The sequence below is a fragment of the Haloarchaeobius sp. FL176 genome, from assembly GCF_024609245.1.
GTDB lineage: Archaea > Halobacteriota > Halobacteria > Halobacteriales > Natrialbaceae > Haloarchaeobius.
Genome location: NZ_JANJYH010000009.1, coordinates 112,156 through 131,910 on the forward strand (window position 1 = coordinate 112,156; position 19,755 = coordinate 131,910).

16 protein-coding genes and 1 pseudogene are annotated in these 19,755 nt (G+C 64.5%); 9 read left to right on the forward strand and 8 right to left on the reverse strand.

The features are described 5' to 3' along the window. Nucleotides 1–79: 79 nt before the first annotated feature. Both NO978_RS15605 and NO978_RS15610 read right to left on the reverse strand, forming a co-directional pair. Complete coding sequence (locus NO978_RS15605) at nt 80–2,956, reverse strand: bacterio-opsin activator domain-containing protein (protein ID WP_257300519.1); 2,877 nt, start codon at nt 2,954–2,956, stop codon at nt 80–82. 317 nt (nt 2,957–3,273) lie between these two features. Next, on the reverse strand, nt 3,274–4,842 hold the full coding sequence (locus tag NO978_RS15610; RefSeq protein WP_257300520.1) for an AarF/ABC1/UbiB kinase family protein: 1,569 nt from the start codon (nt 4,840–4,842) through the stop codon (nt 3,274–3,276). Nucleotides 4,843–5,102: 260 nt separating this feature from the next. Between NO978_RS15610 and NO978_RS15615 the strand changes: the two genes are divergently transcribed. The 6 genes from NO978_RS15615 to NO978_RS15640 all read left to right on the forward strand — a co-directional run bounded on the left by NO978_RS15615 (nt 5,103) and on the right by NO978_RS15640 (nt 9,142). Next, complete coding sequence (locus NO978_RS15615) at nt 5,103–5,840, forward strand: thioredoxin domain-containing protein (protein ID WP_257300521.1); 738 nt, start codon at nt 5,103–5,105, stop codon at nt 5,838–5,840. Continuing rightward, on the forward strand, nt 5,837–6,382 hold the full coding sequence (locus NO978_RS15620; RefSeq protein ID WP_257300522.1) for a hypothetical protein: 546 nt from the start codon (nt 5,837–5,839) through the stop codon (nt 6,380–6,382). The genes NO978_RS15615 and NO978_RS15620 overlap by 4 nt, the downstream gene beginning before the upstream one ends. After that, a complete protein-coding gene (locus NO978_RS15625; protein WP_257300523.1) occupies nt 6,379–6,795 on the forward strand; it encodes a hypothetical protein in 417 nt (138 codons plus the stop codon). The genes NO978_RS15620 and NO978_RS15625 overlap by 4 nt, the downstream gene beginning before the upstream one ends. A gap of 71 nt (nt 6,796–6,866) precedes the next feature. Further along, nucleotides 6,867–7,298: a universal stress protein gene (locus tag NO978_RS15630; RefSeq protein WP_257300524.1), complete on the forward strand. Its 432-nt coding sequence runs from the start codon at nt 6,867–6,869 to the stop codon at nt 7,296–7,298. A 126-nt stretch (nt 7,299–7,424) separates the two neighbouring features. Then, a complete protein-coding gene (locus NO978_RS15635) occupies nt 7,425–7,643 on the forward strand; it encodes a hypothetical protein (RefSeq protein WP_257300525.1) in 219 nt (72 codons plus the stop codon). 716 nt (nt 7,644–8,359) lie between these two features. Continuing rightward, entirely contained in the window at nt 8,360–9,142 is a 783-nt protein-coding gene (locus tag NO978_RS15640) for an SDR family NAD(P)-dependent oxidoreductase (RefSeq protein ID WP_257300526.1), read from the forward strand. 12 nt (nt 9,143–9,154) lie between these two features. Here the strand turns inward: NO978_RS15640 and NO978_RS15645 are convergent, their stop codons facing one another. From NO978_RS15645 to NO978_RS15670, 6 genes are all read right to left on the reverse strand, one after another. Next, complete coding sequence (locus NO978_RS15645) at nt 9,155–11,143, reverse strand: FAD-dependent oxidoreductase (RefSeq protein ID WP_257300527.1); 1,989 nt, start codon at nt 11,141–11,143, stop codon at nt 9,155–9,157. 113 nt (nt 11,144–11,256) lie between these two features. Next, nucleotides 11,257–11,979, reverse strand: coding sequence for an ABC transporter ATP-binding protein (locus NO978_RS15650; RefSeq protein ID WP_257300528.1), 723 nt, complete (start codon nt 11,977–11,979; stop codon nt 11,257–11,259). Then, complete coding sequence (locus NO978_RS15655) at nt 11,979–12,734, reverse strand: ABC transporter ATP-binding protein (RefSeq protein WP_257300529.1); 756 nt, start codon at nt 12,732–12,734, stop codon at nt 11,979–11,981. Before NO978_RS15655 ends, NO978_RS15650 begins: the two co-directional genes overlap by 1 nt. Continuing rightward, nucleotides 12,731–13,840 carry a branched-chain amino acid ABC transporter permease gene (locus tag NO978_RS15660; RefSeq protein ID WP_257300530.1) on the reverse strand — a complete coding sequence of 370 codons (1,110 nt, stop codon included), beginning with the start codon at nt 13,838–13,840 and terminating at the stop codon, nt 12,731–12,733. The genes NO978_RS15655 and NO978_RS15660 overlap by 4 nt, the downstream gene beginning before the upstream one ends. After that, nucleotides 13,837–14,739, reverse strand: coding sequence for a branched-chain amino acid ABC transporter permease (locus tag NO978_RS15665; RefSeq protein WP_257300531.1), 903 nt, complete (start codon nt 14,737–14,739; stop codon nt 13,837–13,839). The genes NO978_RS15660 and NO978_RS15665 overlap by 4 nt, the downstream gene beginning before the upstream one ends. A 5-nt stretch (nt 14,740–14,744) precedes the next feature. After that, nucleotides 14,745–16,016, reverse strand: coding sequence for a substrate-binding domain-containing protein (locus NO978_RS15670; RefSeq protein ID WP_257300532.1), 1,272 nt, complete (start codon nt 16,014–16,016; stop codon nt 14,745–14,747). 172 nt (nt 16,017–16,188) lie between these two features. On the opposite strand from NO978_RS15670, the pseudogene NO978_RS15675 reads away from it, so the two are divergent. The 3 genes and pseudogenes from NO978_RS15675 to NO978_RS15685 all read left to right on the forward strand — a co-directional run. Further along, nucleotides 16,189–17,562 (forward strand): annotated as a pseudogene (locus NO978_RS15675) (NAD-dependent succinate-semialdehyde dehydrogenase); the annotation flags it as partial. Nucleotides 17,563–17,746: 184 nt separating this feature from the next. Further along, a complete protein-coding gene (locus NO978_RS15680) occupies nt 17,747–19,435 on the forward strand; it encodes a thiamine pyrophosphate-binding protein (protein ID WP_257300533.1) in 1,689 nt (562 codons plus the stop codon). 58 nt (nt 19,436–19,493) lie between these two features. Then, nucleotides 19,494–19,755, forward strand: a 262-nt coding sequence (locus NO978_RS15685; protein WP_257300534.1) for an NAD(P)-dependent oxidoreductase, incomplete at its 3' end; no start/stop codon positions are given.

Sequence of the window (19,755 nt, forward strand, 5' to 3'; positions counted from 1 at the left end):
CACTCGGTGAATGAGTAATAGGTGTATAAGGGAATATTCGACTGTTGGAAGTGACACTCCGCCTTCCGCGGAGGGTGTACTATCGAACCCCATCCCCCACCGGCGGTCGCGCACCATCCTCGAACAGTACGCTGAACAGCTTCTGTTGGACGGTCCGGACGTGGCGGTAGAACGCCGTCGAAGAGATGCCGAGCGTCTCCGCGACCGCTTCCCCACTGCTGTCCCGCGGTGATTCGAAGTAGCCACTGAAGTACGCCGTCTGTACGACCTCCAGCTGTCTGTCCGTCACCTCCGCGAGGAACGACGAGTAGAGGTCCTGCTCGTCCACGTTGTCGAGCGTCTGCCTGGACCGGAGCTCGACACCGGTGAACGTCTCTTGGACGAGTTGGGTCACGGTCCGAACGTCGATGCCGTTGGGCACGTCGATCACCACGGTCGTCGAGTCGGGTGTCGTGGTGGCCTCCCGGAACACCGCACCGTGGTCGGCGAGCTCGAAGGCCAGGAACGGCTCTGTCAGGTGGAGTCTGACGACCCCACTCGTTCCGTCCGTGCTCACGGTCCGAACGCCTTCGATGGCGACCAGGTCCGTCGCGGCCTGAACGACGTCCTCGACGGGCGCACCCTCGAATCTCGCGAAGACGAAGCTCCCCTCGGTGGTCTGTTGTACGCCGCCCTGATAGGATATCGTGCAGTCGGCAGCGCGGGCGAGCCGCGACAGCACGAACGCGTCGTCGTCGATGGCGAACTCGACGCGGGTCATCGACGTCGAGAGCAGTGCGTTCTTGCGTTCGAGCGCACTCAACGCCGACGCGATTGTCTCACCGAGCTCCGCCAGTACCGTCCGCGCGGTGTCGTCGAACGCCTGTCTGGAATCCGCGTACACGGTCAGCACTCCGTGGGTCAGGTCGTTGTACACCAGCGGGATGCTGAGCACGGACAGATAGTCCCGGGCGAGTGCATCGGTCCGCCAGGGCTCGTCCCGCAGCCCTGCCGCGACGTTGCTCACCGTCGTCGGCTCGCCCCTCGCTGCGGTCCTGCCCACCGGCTCGTCACCGTCGCCGTCGATGGTGAACGTTCGGCTGTCGAGGTAGCCCTGTTCGGCCCCGTCCCAGGCTCGGGGCGTGACGGTGTTCGTCGTCCGGTCCACCGACCCGACCCAGGCGAACGCGAACCGGTCGTCGTTGGTGAGTAGCTCACAGACCGTGTGGTCGACCGACTCCCGCGTTTCGGCCTGCACGAGCGCCTGGTCGATCTCGCGGATGGTCTCGTTGATGCGGTTCAAGACGGTGAGCTGTTCGTTCTGCCGCTGGAGCGTCCGGTCCTGCTCGCGGAGCTGGGATTCACGGGTGACCCGGTCGAGAGCGGCCTCCGCCGTCGCGGCGAGCAGGTCGGCCAGCTCCCGCGTCACGTCGTCGAAGGCGTCGACCCTGTCGGACCCCACGAAGAAGACACCGTGGTCGCCGAGCGGGATGTAGGCCGCGCTGCGGAGATCCGTCGCCTCGTTCCCGAGCCGGTCGGAGCGATGCACGTCGTCGAAGAACACCGCCTCGTCCTGGACGAAGCTGTAACTCGGGAGTGTGTCCTCGCTCAGCGGTATCCCCGGAAGCGGACCGTGCAGTTCCGAGAGCGGCGGCGAGTACGCGCTCGGCCTGAGTTCGTTGCTATCGGCGTCGAACAGGAAGACGGCACTCGCGTCGAGGTCGACCACGTCCGGCGTGTCCTCGACGACGTGCTGAGCGATCTCCTGGTGGGTGCCCGCGTAGAGGAAGTCGCGGGCCGTCTCCTGCAGGGTCGCAAGCGCCTCCTCCCGCTGTTTGCGCTTCGTGATGTCACGACAGCTGTAGAGGATCGTCCCGTCCTGGATGGACACCTCGCGGACGTTCACCAGCAGTGTGTGCTCGTTCCCAGCCTTGTCGGTGGCCGTACACTCGATGTTCTTCAGGACCCCCTGCTCGGCGAGCTCCTTCCGGTCGAACAGGTCCGGCCCGAGCAGTTCGTCGATGGTGACCCGCTCGCGAAGCTCCGCCGCGGTGTATCCGAAGATGAAGTGAACGTTCGGACAGACGTACGTGTACTCGCCGTCCTCGTCGGTCATCAGGACCGTGTCGGTCATGTTGTTCAGGGTGACGCGGTGAAGCTCCTCGGAGCGGCGGAGGTCGCGTTCGAGTTCGACGCGGTCGGTCACGTCGACGCCCTCGACCACGACCGAGACGAGTTCGCCACGCTCGTTCGACACCGGCCTGACCGAGAGGTCGACCACGGTGGTGTGGTCGGTCAACGAGGTCGGTGCGACGACGGCGTTCGCGAAGGAACCGTCGAGCGCCGTCTCGACGAGTTTCCGGACGTCCGGATTCGACTCGTCGCTCTCGGCCCACCAGGGAAGTGTCCAGAACGGCTCGCCGACGAGCTCGTCGGCCGGGACGTCGACGAGGTCGCGGGCGGTCTCGTTCAGTCGGGCGAGCCGGCCGTCGGGCGAGAGCACCCAGGTCGCCGTGCGTTCGTCGTCGAACATCGCATCGAACTGTCGCGCCCGCTCGCGCTGGGTTCGCTCCCGTCGGGCCCGCCTGACGGCGCGGTCCGTCCGGTCGCGGAGTGCTGTCGTGGCCTCCGTGAGGTCCTCGCCGACAGCCACGTAGTCGCTCGCACCGGCGCCGATTGCCTCACTCGCGGTCGACTCGTCCCCGGCTGCAGTCGCCACGACGACGGGGAGCGTCCGTGTCTCGGCACGGAGCGCCCGGAGTAGCTCGACGGCAGTGCCGTCCTGAAGGAACTGTTCGACGATGAGGCAGTCGACACCACCCGACTCGACGAGGCCGAGCGCCGCTTCGGTGGTCGGTTCACGCAGCACCCTGGCCTCAGTCCAGTCTTCGAGGTCGTCCTCGAATCGGTCGACCCAGTCGGTGTCACCGACCAGGAGTAGCGTGGTCTCGTCGAGCAGGGTGTCGGCGACCGTCACGGCCGGTCACCCGGGTTCCGCGCTCGCCGAGGGCGGGTCGAACGGGCCGTTCGGACACAGGAGGCCGTCTCGGGCATCGTATCTCCGAAGAACGGGTGCCAGTGTTTAGGGGTTTACTATCGAACCCCAAGTGTCGGGCGGGACCGACGCGGAGCGGGCTGACCAGCGGCCGAGAGCAGATACCGCCGGCTGTTGCGTCCCGAGACGGGAGCGAGGGGAGTACGGAGGCCGAACGCACCATCGAGTACGAGTTGGTCTGGTAGCGCGAGGCGACCACACCCGGCGAGGAACGACTGACGCCGGCTCCGGTGACACCGTCACGTTCGCCAGATCGTGGCCAGATAGGCGAGAGCGAAGAGCGCAGCCAGGACGGCGACCGGTACCTCGTACGGCTGGCTGTGGAACGTGAGCAGTGCTGCCGAGACCAGCAGCGCCCCGCCGAGAACCGCGTAGCCGAGCCCTCGGTCGGTCCCCGCGGCACCGTCGACCGGCTCCGTTCGGACCACCAGCTCGCCCCGTTCGAGCCGGTGCATCGTCCTGTCGACCCTGTAGGGCGCTCTGGCCAGGGCGGGAAGCGACCGCCGCAGGTCCGTCCAGGTGTCCTCGAGGACCGCCTGGAACTCCGTCTCGATGAACCCCTGTTCGACGAGGAACGACCGGATGACTGCGAGGAAGTCGAACTCGGGGTCGAGCTGCCGACAGACGCCCTCGGCGACCGTGCCGACGCGGATGAGCAACATCACGTCAGGGGGAATCCGGAACGGGAAGTCCTGCAGCATCGTGGTCAGCTCTGTGACGATGGCTCGCCAGGTGACCTCGCGCCGGCCTTCGAGGTTCTCGATGACGAGTTCGAGGACTCGCCCGACCTCCGCGCGGTCGACCCCGACCTCCAGCACGTCCAGTGCGATGAGCGCGTCGACGAGTCCGTCGACGTCCTGCCGGACCAGCGCCCGGTACAACGAGACGATGTCCTCCTGTACGGTCGGAGCAAGACGCTCGCTCATCCCGAAGTCGTAGATGAGCAGCCGTCCGTCGTCGGTGACGGACAGGTTGCCCGGATGGGGGTCTGCGTGGAACACGCCGTGGACGAGCCCCATGCGCAGGTAGACCTTCGCGATCCGTTCCGCCATCTCGTGCGGGCCCACGTCGAGGTCGTCGAACGCGTCGTCGTCGGAGATCTTCCGACCCGTCCGGTACTCCATCGCGAGCACCCGTTCCGAGGAGAGCTCGTGGTACACCGCCGGCACGACGACCCCATCGTTGTCTGCGACGTTCTCGCGCACCTCCGCCATGATGCTCCGTTCCCGTTCGAACTCGAGTTCGTCGGCGATTATCTCCTCGAAGTCCTGGGCCGCGTTCTCCAGCGAGTACTGCTGTCGCTCGTCCGCGAAGAGGCTGACCAGCGGGATGAGTCCCTTGACGACCCGCAGGTCACGGTCGATCTGCTCTTTCACGTCGGGGCGTCGGACCTTCAGCGCGATTCGTTCGCCACGGTACCGGACAGTGTAGACGAAGGCGAGTGACCCGCCGGCGACCGGCTCGAGCGTCCCCAGGTCGAGTTCGTCACCCAGTTCCGCCTCGACGATGCCTCGGGGGTCACCTCCGGCGTCCTCGGGAATCTCGTCCTGGAGTGTCCCGAACTCGTCGGCGTAGACCGGCGGGACGATGTCCGGGCGGGTCGAGAGCACCTGCCCGACCTTGACGAACGCGGGACCGAGTTCGAGCATCGTGTCGCGGATTCGCTCGGCACGCGTCCGGTGTGCGCTCTCGTCGAGGTGCCTGGGCCCCCCGAGCAGGAGGAACCGTCGCCTGTCGCGCAGGAATGCCAGCGCGAACGGCAGAAACCGGAACAACACGACGAGATACCGGCGATAGAACCCGGTCATCGCTGGAGGACCGGCTGGGGAAGCGCGGGCGTCTGTTGCATACTGCTCCGTTCAAACGAGTTGCATAAATAGCTGGGTGGCTGCGCGATACTCGGCGCAGAACGCGGGTCCAGCTGGCGACCCGTGAACGCTGAGCAGGCCCATGGGAAGTGCGTGACACGAGGTGCGAAACGACCCGAATGTAGTCAGTCATTTCCGGGGATGGCGTCGCGGTTCGACCACAAGAGAAATACGTCGAGGCCAGATAGCCTTGCACACCAATGGACAGCGAGAGCAATATTACGCGGCGACGCGCCCTCATCGCCGGTGGGGCGACCGTGGTCTTCGGCGGCGGCGTCGCCTATCTCGCGTCACGCTCGGAGTCGTCGAGCCAGGAGTACACTCCGTCGACGTACCAGTCCCTCGATGGCACGACGGGCTACGGAGTCGAACTCGCCGACAGGCCGGTCGTAGGCGAACGCGATGCCCCCGTAGACATGTACTACTGGACCGACTACCTCTGTCCGTTCTGCAAGGAGTTCGAGAGACAAACACTGCCGAAGCTCGGTCAGAACTACGTCGAGTCCGGCGAGGTCCGGCTGGTGTTCCTCTCGTACCCGAACATCGGGCAGTACTCGATGCCCTCGGCACACTGGGACCGGTGCGTCTGGCGACAGAGCGCCGAGAGCGAGCCGTCGACGTACTGGGACTGGCACGGTGAAGCGTTCGACGCACAGTCGGGTGGTGGCCACGACTGGGCCGACGAGGAGGCCTTCGCGTCGATCACCGAGCGAACCGACGGCATCACCGTCCCCGCGGTCGACGAGTGTCGACGGAACAACGCTGACGAGATACGGTCCGACATCGAGGCGGACGTGAGTCTCGCGGGGAACTCGGGGGTCCGGGGGACTCCCGGGTTCGTGCTCTACAACCGGGACGCCGACGCCGCCGGGAAGATAGTCGGGGCACACCCGTACGAGAACTTCGCGAACGCACTCGACAGGGTGCTAGAAGCGTGAGCGCAGCCGACGGCACCGCACATCGCCATCTCCGCTCCCTCCGGGCCGCACTGACCTATCCCCTCACGTCAGACCGCCGGCTGCTGGTCGCCGGTGGGACCACCGGACTGACCTACCTCGTACTCGTGTTGAGCACGTTCCCCCAGTTCTCGGTGCAGGTCGTCTCGCGGAACCCCACGGATATCGGCTACGCCGTCTCGACGCTCACCCGAGAGGTGTACCTCACTACCGGCTGGACAGGTCTCGCCCTCGTCGTGCTGTACGCACTTCTGACCGGAGTCGCATTGACCCACACCGCCGCACTGTACCGGCAGACCCGGGCGAGCGGCGTATCGTCGGTAGCGACGGTGCTACCGGGTGTCCTCGCTGCGGGCTGTGCGAGCTGCGGGGCCGGCGTCCTCGGGATGCTCGGGTTCGTCGGGGCGATGGCGGCGCTGCCGTTCCAGGGGAACCTCCTCCGGACCGCCGGCATCCTGCTGCTCGTTGGCTTCCTCGCCCGGACCGGCGACCCCAGGACCTGCAACCGTGGTGAAATCCCGTGAACGTGGCTGGAGAGCGACGTGACGTGCTGCTGGCAATCGCGGTCGGGCTGGGCGTGTTTCTGGTGTTCGGGACGGTGACGGGCCTGATTCCGAACCCGCTCTACGTCCGGATGGTCGCCAGGACGCCGGCAGACTACCTCTTCCTGTTCGCAACGGCGGCGTTCGCTGCGGCGTTCGTCTACCAGCGCTCGCTGGCGGTGGAGCCGCTCGGTGACGGTGTCGCTGTCGGCGGCGTCGCTACCGGCGTCCTCGCGTTCGGGTGTCCGATCTGCAACGCCTTCCTGCTCGCGCTGTTCAGCAGCTCCGCGCTGCTGACCTACTTCGACCCGCTCCGTCCGCTGCTGGGCGTCGCGAGCATCGGCCTCTTCGTCGGTCTCCTCTACTACCAGCGCGCCAACTGTCGGCAGTGTTGAGACAACACGCCGATTCCTCCGGCACGGGAACCAGCACATCACTCATGATAGCAGCCATCGTAGTTCCACGTATGTACTCGAACATCCTCGTGCCGACGGACGGAAGCGACCACGCCGAGCGCGGCGTGGAACACGGGATCGACCTCGCGGCCGAGCACGACGCCACACTGCACGTGCTGTTCGTCGTCGACGAGAAGGTGTACGGTTCGACGCCCGCACTGAGCAGCTACGAGGTGGCGCTCGAGCAGTTGGCCGAGGACGCCGAGGACCTCATCGGGGACATCGTCGAGGAGGCAGTCGAGCACGACCTCGAGACGACGGCCGTGGTCCGGCGGGGCGTACCGCACGAGGAGATTCTCGCGTACACGGCAGCGAACGAGGTGGACGCCATCGTGATGGGCAAGCGTGGCGCCGCCGGAGAGCCGGAAGAGGGAGCACACCACCTCGGCTCCGTCACCGACCGGGTGCTCCGTGGGTCCGACGTTCCGGTCACGCCGGTCTGAGCGGTGAGGCCAGACCGAGTTCGAACTCCCCCGCATTGACAACTTTCTAACAAACCTACCGCTGGGCGTGTCCCCTCGGCGGAATCTCTACTACGTTCGAGACAAAACATCGGCCCACGAAGGCCTATGGACGGTGAGCCCACGCCACTTCCCCAGTTCGCGGAAGCGGCACTTGCTGTACTCGCAGAGTCGGTAGACGACTCCGGCGGACTCAGCGAGCAGGCTGCACTTCGGACGCTCGAATCTGAGGGATTCACGACGGCCGATGCTGACGCCGCCCTCGAAATTCTCGAGTTGCGAGGGTACGTCTACTGCGTCGACGGCGAGGTCCGCATCACCGACTGAATGTTGTCAGGTGAAAAAGTCAGCCCCGCTGGGAGCATGACCACCGGGTCCCAAGTCGGACATCGGGACTACCCGACTCCCCGTATGGGTGCAACCGGGATGACGGAGGTTCTCGGGCACCGTCGGAACAGCCAGGCCAGTGAGACCATCGGTTTGCATCCAGTTACCAGCGATACCTTTCTTTGTGAGCCCACTCAAAAAGATAATAAATATTATATATGCACTATAGTAAATATTTACTGTCACATTTTCGTATCTACTTTCGGTGCTTCAGGTTGGAATCGATACTCGCGCATCTCAGATCTCGCACGACCAGGGACTGCAGAGAACGAGGTTATCTCCGATGGGATTCACGAGGTACCAGCGTCTTTTCACTGGAATTTCCGCTGCAGGAGCTCGTTGATGAAATCGGTGGCTGGACGCATATTCCTCAGTCACAGACAGACCACATCAGCTCTAGTAAGCTGGTATTCTAGACTCCTGAACCAGAACGACTGGGTAGTTGCGTGCTCGGAAAGCCGAGTACAGTCCCCGTCGTCCGGTTGTATACAACCGAACACCGTTTGGAACAGTACTACTAGCTGAATACACAACCTCTAAATTTTACACGTCTGCGACGTGCGAGGGCTGTACGTGCCTCTGTTCCTCGACGGATCTGCCGAGGGCCAGATCACCCCGTGCAAAAGAATATACACCCGTTGCTTCAACGAATCCACATGCCGGACTTACTCGATGGTCGAACGGCTGTCGTAACTGGTGCTGCCAGTGGGAACGGTCGAGCGATCGCCACGCGATTGGCAGAGTACGGGGCCGACATCGTTGTGGCCGACGTACGACAGGACCCACGGGAGGGTGGCGTCCCCACACACGAGCACATCAACGAGACGACGGCAGCCGAGGCGGTCTTCGTCGATTGTGACGTCACCGAGTGGGCGGAGGTCTGCCACGCCATCGACCGTACCGAGCAGTTCGGTGGACTCGATATCATGGTCAACAACGCTGGCGTCCTCGAGAGTGGACCGATCACCGAGCTCTCGGAACGCCAGTTCGACCGGGTCATGAACGTCAACGTCAAAGGAACGTTCCTCGGCTCCAAGGCTGCAGCTGCGGCCCTCATGGACGGCGATGGCGGCTCCATCATCAATCTCTCGAGTATGGCGGGGATCGACGGTGGGAGCGACAACAGCATCTACTGTGCGTCGAAGGGAGCCATTCGTCTCCTGACGTACTCGTTGGCAGCAGAACTGGGGCCGCACGGTATCCGTGTGAACGCGATTCACCCGGGGCCGATAGACACCAAGATGATAGCCGACGACATCGACATCATTGGCAGCGACCGGGCCGACGAGTATCGGCAATCGATCCCGTTGCAGACGTTCGGCACACCCGAGGATGTCGGTAACGCTGCGGTCTACCTCGCCAGCGAACTCGCGGAGTTCGTCACCGGGTCCTCACTCGTCGTCGATGGCGGCATCTCCAACACCGGTGGTGTGAACTGAGAGGGTTGCCGGCTACGTGTTTCGACCGAGCTCGTGGCCGTGGTAGACTGCATCGGCGATACGGCGTGGAGACACGCAGTCGCCGATGGCGTGTATCTCCTCTATCTCCGTCTCCGAGGTGAGCGTCTCCTCGTTCCGCTTCAGTTCACGGTACAGGTCGTCGTTCGATTTCCGCATGGTCGTGAACACGACGTGGTCCGCATCGAACACCGTCGTCTCGTCGGAGTACACGTTCGTCGCGGTGACGGACTCCTCGTCCACTTGCGTGAGCGTGTGATCCGGGACGAAGTCGACGCCTGCCGAGTAGAGGTCCGAGTATATCGTCTTGCGCTCGAACGTGTGGAGCGTCTCCTGGAACGCGCTCGTCCGGGGCGTGACGAACGTAAGGTCGTTGTCGTCGGCGAGTGTCTGTGCGACGCCGGCGCTGACGTTGTAGCCTTCCTCGTCGAAGATGACGACGCGCTCGTCGGAGAGGTCGGCGTCCACTGCCTGCGCTGGGGTGAGGACGTGGTCCTGGTCCCAGCCAAGAACCGGCTGGTGGGTCCCTGACGTGACCCCCTTCTCTGACCAGTGGCCACCCGTCGCGATGACGACAATCTCCGCCCCGTAGGTGCGAACGTCGTCGTACTCCATCTCCGCACGGCTCCCCGTGTGGACAGCGACGTCGAGTCTGTCGAGCTCAGTTTCGCGCCAGTCGCGCACTCGTTTCCACTCGCTCAGACCGGGAAGACTACCCTCGAAATTGATGCGGCCACCGAGCTCCCGTTCCTTCTCGTTCAGGTGGACGATGTGGCCCCGTTCGGCGGCGACGCGAGCGAACTCGGTCCCCGCTGGACCGCCGCCGACGACGAGAATCCCTTTCGGCTCGTCGACCTGTTCGTACTCTTCTGGCCCCCACCGTTGCTCCTCGCCGACGGTCGGGTTCTGTGTACAGATGAGCGGGATTCCCTGCCTCGATTGGGAGACACAGATGTTGCAGCCGATACACTCTCGAATCTGATCGACACGGCCCTCTCTGGCCTTCTTGGGCCAGTGCGGGTCGGCGATGGACTGTCTGGCCATCCCGACCATGTCGAGGGCACCGCTCTCGAGGAGGCGCTCGGCGTCGCGTGGGTCGGTGATTCGACCCGTCCCACCGACCGGAACGTCCAGAGCCTCGGTGGCCTCCTCGATGAACTCGATCTGGTAGTTCTTCGAGTGGCGGCGGCTCGGCCCGATCATGTCGTCGATCGACTGCTTGACGCCGATGTCGAGGTCCCAGAAGTCGAGGTCGTCGCCGATGCGTTCGACGATTTCCAGCCCCTCACCGTCGGCCGTCAGTCCGCCCTCGACGCGCTCGTCGATGGTGAATCGCGCACCGAAGGCCATGTCGTCGCTGATGGCGTCGTCGACGCTGTCGATGACCTCCTCGAAGAACCGCATCCGGTTCTCCAGCGAGCCGCCGTACTCGTCGTCGCGGTCGTTGTAGAACGGCGAGAGGAACTGCGAGATGAGATAGCCGTGGGCCGCGTGGAGTTCGACACCGTCGTACCCTGCCTGCCTGGCCCGGTCGGCCGCGGTGCCGAACGCCTCGACGATCTCCTCGATGTCGTCGTGTTCCATCTCCTTCGGCGTGTAGTAGTTGCCACTGGGCGTCTGCGACGACGAGAGTGGTGGGTGACGGCTACCGTAGTTCGACGCGGTGAGTCCACCGTGCCAGAGCTCGACGAACAGTTTCGAGCCGTGGTCGTGCACCGCCTCGACCATCTCCCGCTGGGGTTCGATCGTCTCGTCGGTATGGAGGAATCCGGGGTCGACGGGCGTGACGTCCGTCGATTCGTGTATCTGACTGTACTCCTGGATGATGAGGCCGAACCCGCCCTTGGCCTTCTCTGCACGGAACGCCGTCTGCTGGTCGCCGAGGCCGTACGCGTTGCCGTGCGGTGGCTGGTACACCCGGTTCGGGATCTCCACTGGACCGAGTTCCAGCGGCTCGAACAGGGTGTCGTAGCTATTCGTCATCTGTCTTCACCTGACTCGGAGCGAGCGTATCTGTCCTGTTTTGGTTCATGATGGTTTCCTTCGAATGCACTGGTATCCAGGTCCTAGTTCGTATCGGGAAGGGCGTGGGGCGCTCAGGCGAACCCCTGCACGCCGATGTAACGGTCGATGATTTCGTCGTTCTCCGCGAGCGCCTCGCTCGACCCCTGCCAGACGATCTGGCCCTCGTCGAGCACCAGCACTCTGTCCGCGACTTCGAGCGCGAGGTCGATGTCGTGCTCGATGATCATCACCGCGAGGTCCTGTTCGGACGTGAGCCGGTCGAGCAGCGAGGACACCTTCTCGACGAACTGCACGGCGAGCCCCTGGACCGGCTCGTCGAGCAGGAGCAGGTCCGGGTCGGCCGCCAGTGCCTGAGCGATGGCGACCATCTGTTGCTGGCCGCCGGAGAGGTCGGCCGCCCGCGAGCGCTCGTACTCACGAAGGTCCGGGAACAGTTCGTAGAGGTACTCGAAGTCGGGTTCGACGTCCCGTTCGAGCGTCGGGAGTCGGATGTTCTCTCGCACCGTCAGATGGGGGAACACCTTCTCGTCGGCAGTGACGAAGGAGACACCCTTCCGACCGACTTTGTAGGGTTCCTGGCCGTTTATCACTTCGTCCTTGTACGTTATCGTCCCCTGGCGCGGTTCGAGCAGTCCGGTGATGAGCTTGTACGTCGTCGTCTTTCCGGTGCCGTTCCGCCCCAGATACGCGACGACCTCGTCGGTGTCGACATCGAACGTGATGCCGTCGAGGACGTGATGGTCGCCGTAGTAGGCGTGTACGTCTTCCAGCTGGAGCAGCGGGTGATTACTCATTACGAGGTCACCCCCCGGAGATATGCTTCTTGCACTGCCGGGTTCGAGAGCGTCTCCTCCGGTGGGCCGGAGTCGAGCACCTGGCCGTTGTGCATGACCACCAGTCGGTCCGACATGTCCCGGACGACGTCGAGCTTGTGTTCGATGAGAACGACGGCGTACTCGTTGGCCAGGTCGCCGACGACGTCGAAGACGAGCTCCTTCTTGTCGACAGCGAGCCCTGCAGTCGGCTCGTCGAGCAACAGGATGTCCGGCTCCGGCGCGAGGGCAATCGCGATCTCGAGCAGGCGCTTGTACCCCTGCGAGAGGTTCTCTGCGGCCGTGGTCCGGTCCTCCTCGAAGCCGACGAGGTCTAGTATCTCCGTCGTTCGTCGGTTTATCTCTTGATCCGAGAGTGCGTCCGCGAAGACGTTCGCGTACGGCACGTCGCTCACGGCCTGGACCGCGAGACGGACGTTCTCGAACGCCGGCAGCTCGTCGAAGAGGTTCGTTATCTGGTACGTGCGGGAGAGCCCGTGGTGAACCCGGCTCTCCGGACCCCTGGCCGTCACGTCGGTCCCGTTCAGCTCGATGCGTCCGGCCGTCGGCGACAGTGTTCCCGCGAGCAGGTTGAACGTCGTCGTCTTGCCGGCACCGTTCGGACCGATGACGCTCGTGAACTCGTCGTGGATGTCGATCGTCAGGTCGTCGACTGCCGTGACGGCCGCGAAGTCTTTCCTGAGGTCGGTACAGCGGACAATTGGGTCGTCGGTCATTTCTCGTCACCTCCATCGCTCTTGACGGCCGCCTCATCCGGCTCTGCGCTCCCGCTCACGCGGGCCAGGACGTCGTCAATGGAGCGGACTCTCGAGAAGCCCAGCCCACCGGCGATACCGCTCCGGAACCGGAGCACAGTCAGCATGAACAACAGCCCGAGCAGAAGTGGCCACCGCTCGGGTAACCGTGCGATGAGCGTCGGCGCGCCCTCGGGGATGAAGTCGACCAGGTACGTCGATAGTGCGTACTGGGTCCCGATGACGAACACCGAACCGATGATGGGGCCGACGAGGGTTCCCATGCCACCGATGAGTATCATGAACAGCCCGTCACCCGTGGTCGTCCAATACAGCGTACTTCCCGGTGCGACCTGCGTGAAATACGCGGCGTAGAGCACGCCGGCGACGGCCGCCAGTCCCCCAGAGACCGAGAACGCCGCGAGCTTGAACGTCCGGACGCTGTAGCCGACAGCCCGGGCGCGCTCCTCGTTCTCGCGGATCGCCTGCAGGACGTGACCGAACGGCGACCTGACCAGGTACCGCGTGAACAGGTACGTGACGACCACGGTGGCGAGTGCCAGGTAGTAGTACCCCATCGGTTCGAACGGGTTGAACTCGTACCCGAACACGACCGGCGGGTCGATGATGATACCGGTGTCTCCGCCCACGTAGTTCCAGCTCTGGAAGAGGGTGTAGAACACCTGGGCGACGCCCAGCGTAATCATCGCGAAGTAGACGCCCGACCGTCGGAACGCGATGCCACCAACGACCAGGGCGAACAGGCCGGTCCCGACCACAGCTGCTGGGGCGGCCGCGATGAACGGCACGCTGAACTTCTTCATCAGGATCGCCGTCATGTAGGCGCCCGATCCCAGGAACACCGTGTGTCCGAAACTCACGTAGCCGGTGTAGCCGACGAGCAGGTTGAAGCTCATCGCGAACACCGCGAAGATCATCATCTCGATCGCGATGCTCGTGAGGAACGGGAGCCCGCCGATAGCGTTCGCCACGAGGGGGAAGGCCGCGACGAGAGCGAGCAGGGTCGCTCCGATGTAGGGCGTCTTCACCGACTCGAACAGCTCGTTGGAGCGTTCGAAGTAGCTCATACCTCCACCTCCGCTTCACCCAGGATGCCCTGCGGTCGCAGCAGGAGGACGGCGATCATCACGAGGAAGATGACCGTCCCGGCAGGCACGGGGGCGTACACCGCAGCGAACTGCCAGATGATGCCGATGAGCAGCCCGGCGATGACCGACCCCCAGAACGAGCCGAGGCCACCGACGATGACCACGATGAACGCCGGGAGGATTATCGAGGCACCGACGCTCGGCTCAATGGCCCGGTAGATGTAGACGACACCGCCGAGTGCGGCGATGAACGCCCCGAGCCCGAACACGGCCGTGAACGCACGTTCCACGTTCAGGCCGAGAGTCGCCGTTCTGTCCGTGTTGTAGACCCCTGCCCGAACGATGAGCCCGAACCGGGTTCGGGAGAGGAACAGGGCCGTCCCTGCGACGACCGCGGCGCCGAGCAGGATGGTGAACACGCGGTAGTACGGCAGGCTGATGCCCATGAAGACGACCGCTCCATCGAACACCGCCGGACGAGGTGGCACACCGGGAGGTGCTGCTCCCCAGATGTACTTCACCGCCTCCTCGATGACTACCGCGAGTCCGAACGTCAACAGCAGCTGGTAGATCGGTTCAGTGTCGTACAGCGGCTTGTACACGGTCCGTTCCAGTCCGGCACCGATGGCGGCCACGACCAGTGGCGCGATGATGAGCGCGAGAACGAACCCGGTGATGCCGCCGCCAGTCAACTCCATCACTGCCAGCCCGATGTAGCCACCGAGCATGAACAACGCGCCGTGAGCGAAGTTGAGGACGCCCATCAGTCCGAACACGAGTGAGAGACCGAGCGCTACCAGTACGAGGATCATCCCGTACGAAACACCGTTGACGAACGTGGTTGCGAGGTCACCGAGCCCCACGGACAGCGGCGTCATCGCGCTCACAGCTCGATGCCCGAACACCCGGTCTCGCCGCAGGGGCGGATGCTCGCCTGTGCCTCGAAGGTGTCGTCCAGAACCGGTTCCACGTCCATCGAGCCACCGGACGTCTCCTCGAAGTGACCGAGGTACATCGGGAACTCCGCCTGGTGGTTGCATTCACGGATGGTGTAGGCACCGTCGCCCCGCGCGGTCTTCTCGATAGTCATCCCGTGCCACTCCTCGATGAGCGGGTCCGCGTCGTTGGAACCGGCGGACTGCATCCCCTGACCGATGGCGTAGCCGGCTGCGTGGGCACCCGACGTGAAGATGGACGGCACGGTATTCCACTGACTGGAGTACTGCTCGATGATCCACTCGTTCGTCGAGTTGTCCGGGAACGGCCAGAAGTACTTCGGGATGGCGCTGAACCCAGTTGCGGCCGTTCCGACCTGCTGCATCCACGGGACGGTCGTCACGCCGGTCGCGGTGGCATCGAAGTCCGTGCCGAAGTCAGCCAGGTCACGGCTGAACCGGATGCCGTCGGTCCCGGTGAGTGCCACGACGATTGAGTCCGCACCGCTCTCATCCGCCTTCTGCAGATACGGCGTGTAGTTTGACGTACCCGGTGAGACGAAGGACTCACCAGCAGCGCTCCCACCGTTCTCCTCGATGACGGACTTCCACTGGGCGACGGAGTCGTGTCCCCACGAGTAGTCGGCCCCCACGAAGTAGAAGTTCGAGCCGAGGTTCTCGGCGGCGTACTTCCCACCCGCCAGCGCGTCCTGATACGTCGTCTGGGAGGTCCGGAACGTGTACTTGTTGCAGTTCTCGCCCGTCAGGGACGTCGCGGCTGCGGTATCGATGAACATCGGTGTGCTCGCGTTCGTCGCAACGTCCTGCACGGCGGCCGCGACCGAGGACGAAACGCTTCCCTGCAGGATGTCGACCTCGTCGCTCTGGACCAGCTTCCGTGCCTTCTGTCGGCCCGTATCAGCTGCGAGTCCAGAGTCCTCGGTGAGTATTTCGACGGTAACACCGCTTCCTTCGACAGTGTTCGAGTCGGCGAGCTCCTCGGTGTCCGCGTCGAGTGACTGGGCCAGACCGAGTTTTATCCCGCGAATGACCGAGTTCCCGAGGTGTGCGTAGGGCCCGGACGTGTCGGTCACGACCCCGATCGAGAGACTGTCCGCGTCGCCACCACCACCACCGAGACAACCGGCCAATCCAGTCAGCCCTGCGACGCTGGTTGCCGAAGCTGCCTTGAGCAAATGCCGTCTGTCAATTTCAGGCATACCTCCAACGTTTCATTCATTCATTATAAATTCTTGGTCGTCCAACCTAACACGTCGAATCGCGTGTATTTCTGAACGAATCGTCGGTCCGTGTTCTAGAAATACGTGCGCCCGGCGGGCGAACAAGCTGTGGAGACTGCCTCGGTAGAAACACCTAACTTGGGCACCCCGAAACTCGGCGGGCATGCAGAGTACGAACCCGGCAACCGAGCGACCGGTCCGTGCGTACGAGTCTCACTCGGACAGCGACGTCGACGATGCCCTCGAACGCGCGACCACCGCGTTCGAGGACTGGCGCGCTCGTCCTATCGAGGAGCGACAGACCAAGCTCGCCAACGTGGCCACCGTCCTTCGTGAGAACGCCGAGGAGTACGCCCAGCTCATCACGACCGAGATGGGCAAACCGATATCGGAGGCCAGAAGCGAGGTCGAGAAGTGTGCCTGGGTCTGTGAGTACTACGCGGAACACGCCGCTGCCCACCTCTCCGACGAACGTCTCGCGACCATCCCCGAAGCGAACACGAAGGTAGTCTACGAGCCGCTCGGAGCCGTCCTCGCGGTGATGCCCTGGAACTACCCCTTCTGGCAGGTGTTCCGGTTCGCTGCGCCGACGCTCACGGACGGGAACGTCGGCCTCCTCAAACACGCGTCGAACGTCCCGGGGTGTGCCCTCGCCATCGAGGAGATCTTCGCGGAGGCCGGCTATCCCGAGGGCGTGTTCACGACGCTGCTCGTCGGTTCGAGCGAGGTCGAACGAGTGCTCGCCGACGACCGAGTCAAGGCTGCCACGCTTACGGGCAGCGAGTACGCTGGACGCAAGGTCGCGGAGACGGCCGGCTACCACCTCAAGAAGACCGTCCTCGAACTCGGCGGCAGTGGCCCGTTCCTCGTCCTTGACGACGCCGACCTGAACGCCGCAGTCGAGACCGCCGTTACCGCACGCTACATGAACACGGGCCAGTCGTGTATCGCGGCCAAGCGCTTCATCGTCGTCGAGGATGTGTACGACGAATTCGTCGACCGCTTCACGGGTGCCGTCGCGGACCTCACCGTCGGCGACCCAGCGGCCGAGGAGACCGACCTCGGGCCGCTGGCGAAAGGCAAGTTCGTCGACGAGCTGCACGAACAGGTCGAGGGGAGCATCGAGGCCGGTGCGTCGCTCGAACTGGGTGGGGAGCGGCTCGACCGGACCGGTCACTACTACGCTCCGACCGTCCTCACCGACGTCCCCAAGAGCGCTCCCGCCGCCTGTGAGGAGACGTTCGGACCCGTCGCAACGGTGTTCAGCGTCGACGACGAACGGGAGGCCATCGAGCTCGCCAACGACTCGCGGTTCGGCCTCGGTGCGAGCGTCTGGACCGAGGACCGTGACCGGGGGGAACGGATCGGTCGTCGCCTCGAGACCGGCTCCGTCTTCGTCAACGAACTCGTGAAGTCGGATCCACGTGTCCCGTTCGGCGGCATCAAGGCCTCCGGCTACGGCCGCGAGCTCTCGAAGCAGGGCATCCGCGAGTTCGTCAACCGGAAGACCCTCTGGGTGCAGTAGCGGTCCGCCGACGGCTTCAGCCATGCACGCCCACCGATAGAACCAAGACGAACCCACTGAAATCTGCTGTCACTACCGGACCACCGTCCGAGTCGTCCGACAGGCTGCGGTCCAGCCAGCGGGGCTACCGTACCGTGGCCTGCCGCACGGAGTCGACGGGATGTCCGGAGCGGAGCCCATCGATATGACGACAGTAAACCACCAGATCGTACAGACGCTGGAAGATCTCGACGTAGAGTATCTCTTCGGCTACCCCGGCGGCCGGGCTATCGAACTACTCGAAGCACTCGTCGAGTCGGATATCGAAGTCGTCCGGCCACGCGACGAACGCGAGGCGAGCGTAATGGCCGAGATGTACGGCCGCTACCATCAGGACCCCGGCGTGTTCACCGGGCAGGGGCCGTGGGTCGGAAGCATCGGTGCAATCGGGCAGATGGAAGCGCGTCTCGGCTCCTCCCCGATGGTCGCCATCACCGAAGCCAGCGAGCGTGGCGACTACTCCACGCTCGCGCCGTACCAGCAGGCCCGCGGCGACTACGGTGGGTTCTCGCTCCCGAAGATCCTCGATGGAATCACCAAGGAGTGGTGGTTCCCACGGACGCCGAGCGAGACGCTCCGGAGCCTGCAGCTCTCGTTCAAGCACGCGACCGCTGGGCGCCCCGGCCCGACGGCGATCATCCTCGACGGCGACGCGGTCACCAGCGAGGTCCCCGAGGACGAGGTCCCGCCGGTCTGGTCGCCCGAGCGACAGACCCGCAACTGGAAGTCCTCGCCGACGGATGCCGACGTCCGGGCGGCAGCAGATGCCCTCTCGAGCGCCGAGCGGCCCGTCATCGTCGCCGGTAACGGTGTGCACTCCTCGCAGTGCTACGACGAGTTGCAGGCCGTCGCCGAGGCGTACGACGCCGTCGTCGTCACATCCTACCTCGGGAAGTCGACGATTCCGGAGACGCACGAGCGTGCAGCGGGCGTCATCGGCTCGTTCGGTCACGAGGGCGCGAATCAGGTCGTCAGCGAGGCCGACACGCTGCTCGTCGTCGGCTGCCGGATGAACCCGATGGACACCAACTGGCAGGCCGCCTCCTTCATCCGGCCGGACGAGCAGACCATCGTCCACGCGGACATCGACACTCGCAACGCCGGCTGGGTCTACCCGGCCGACGTGGGCCTCATCGGTGACGCCGGGAAGAGCCTCGCATCGCTCGTCGTCGCATCCGGTGGCGAGACCGACTGGGCGCTCGACCGTGCTGCCGAGGCACGCGAGGACTTCTCTGTCCCCGAGTGCGAGTCCGATGACACCCCAATCATGCCCCAGCGTGCGGTCGCCGCCATCAACGATATCGTCGACGAGGACACGATCGTCACCGCGGACTCCGGCAACAACCGGTTCTGGCTGCTCAACTACCTCCAGACGCCCGGCATCCGGACGTACTTCGGCAGCGGTGGCGTCGGCGGCATGGGCTGGGCCGGTCCGGCCGGTGTCTCGGCCGCCATCACGACCGACAAGGACGTGGTCGCAGTCGCCGGCGACGGCGGCTTCACGATGACGATGACCTGCGTCGAGACCGCCGTCGAGTACGGCGTCGCGCCGACGTTCGTCGTCCTCAACGACACGAGCCTCGGGATGGTCCGGCAGATGGACGACTCCATTCCCGGCGTCGAGTTCCACGACACCGACTTCACGGCCGTCGTCTCCGGCTTCGGAGCGGATGCGATGCGGGTCGACGACCCCGCAGACCTGGATGCCAGACTCGCCGAGGCGAAGGCGGCTGACGTCCCGACGGTCGTCGACGTGCGTATCGACCGCGAGCCGGACATGGTCGAGAACCTCCAGTCGTCGTTCTACGCCGAAGTCGGCGGGCTCCACGAGTAACCGTCACGAGCCGCCCGCAACACAACGCTTTTTGCGGACCTGCGTCTCGGTAGAAGGGATGCCAGCAAGCAACACCGTACTCGTTACCGGTGGCACCGGATTCATCGGTTCGTACGTCGCGAAGTCCTTCGTCGAACACGGCCACGACGTGGTGGCCTACGACCTCTCGACGGACCCGCGTATTCTGGAGAAACTCGACATCGCCGACGACGTCGAGATTCGCCGGGGCGACGTGAGCGACCCGACGGACGTGGTCAACGCCGTCGCCGAGACCGACACCACGCACATCGTCCACCTCGCGGCGCTGCTGACGAACACGG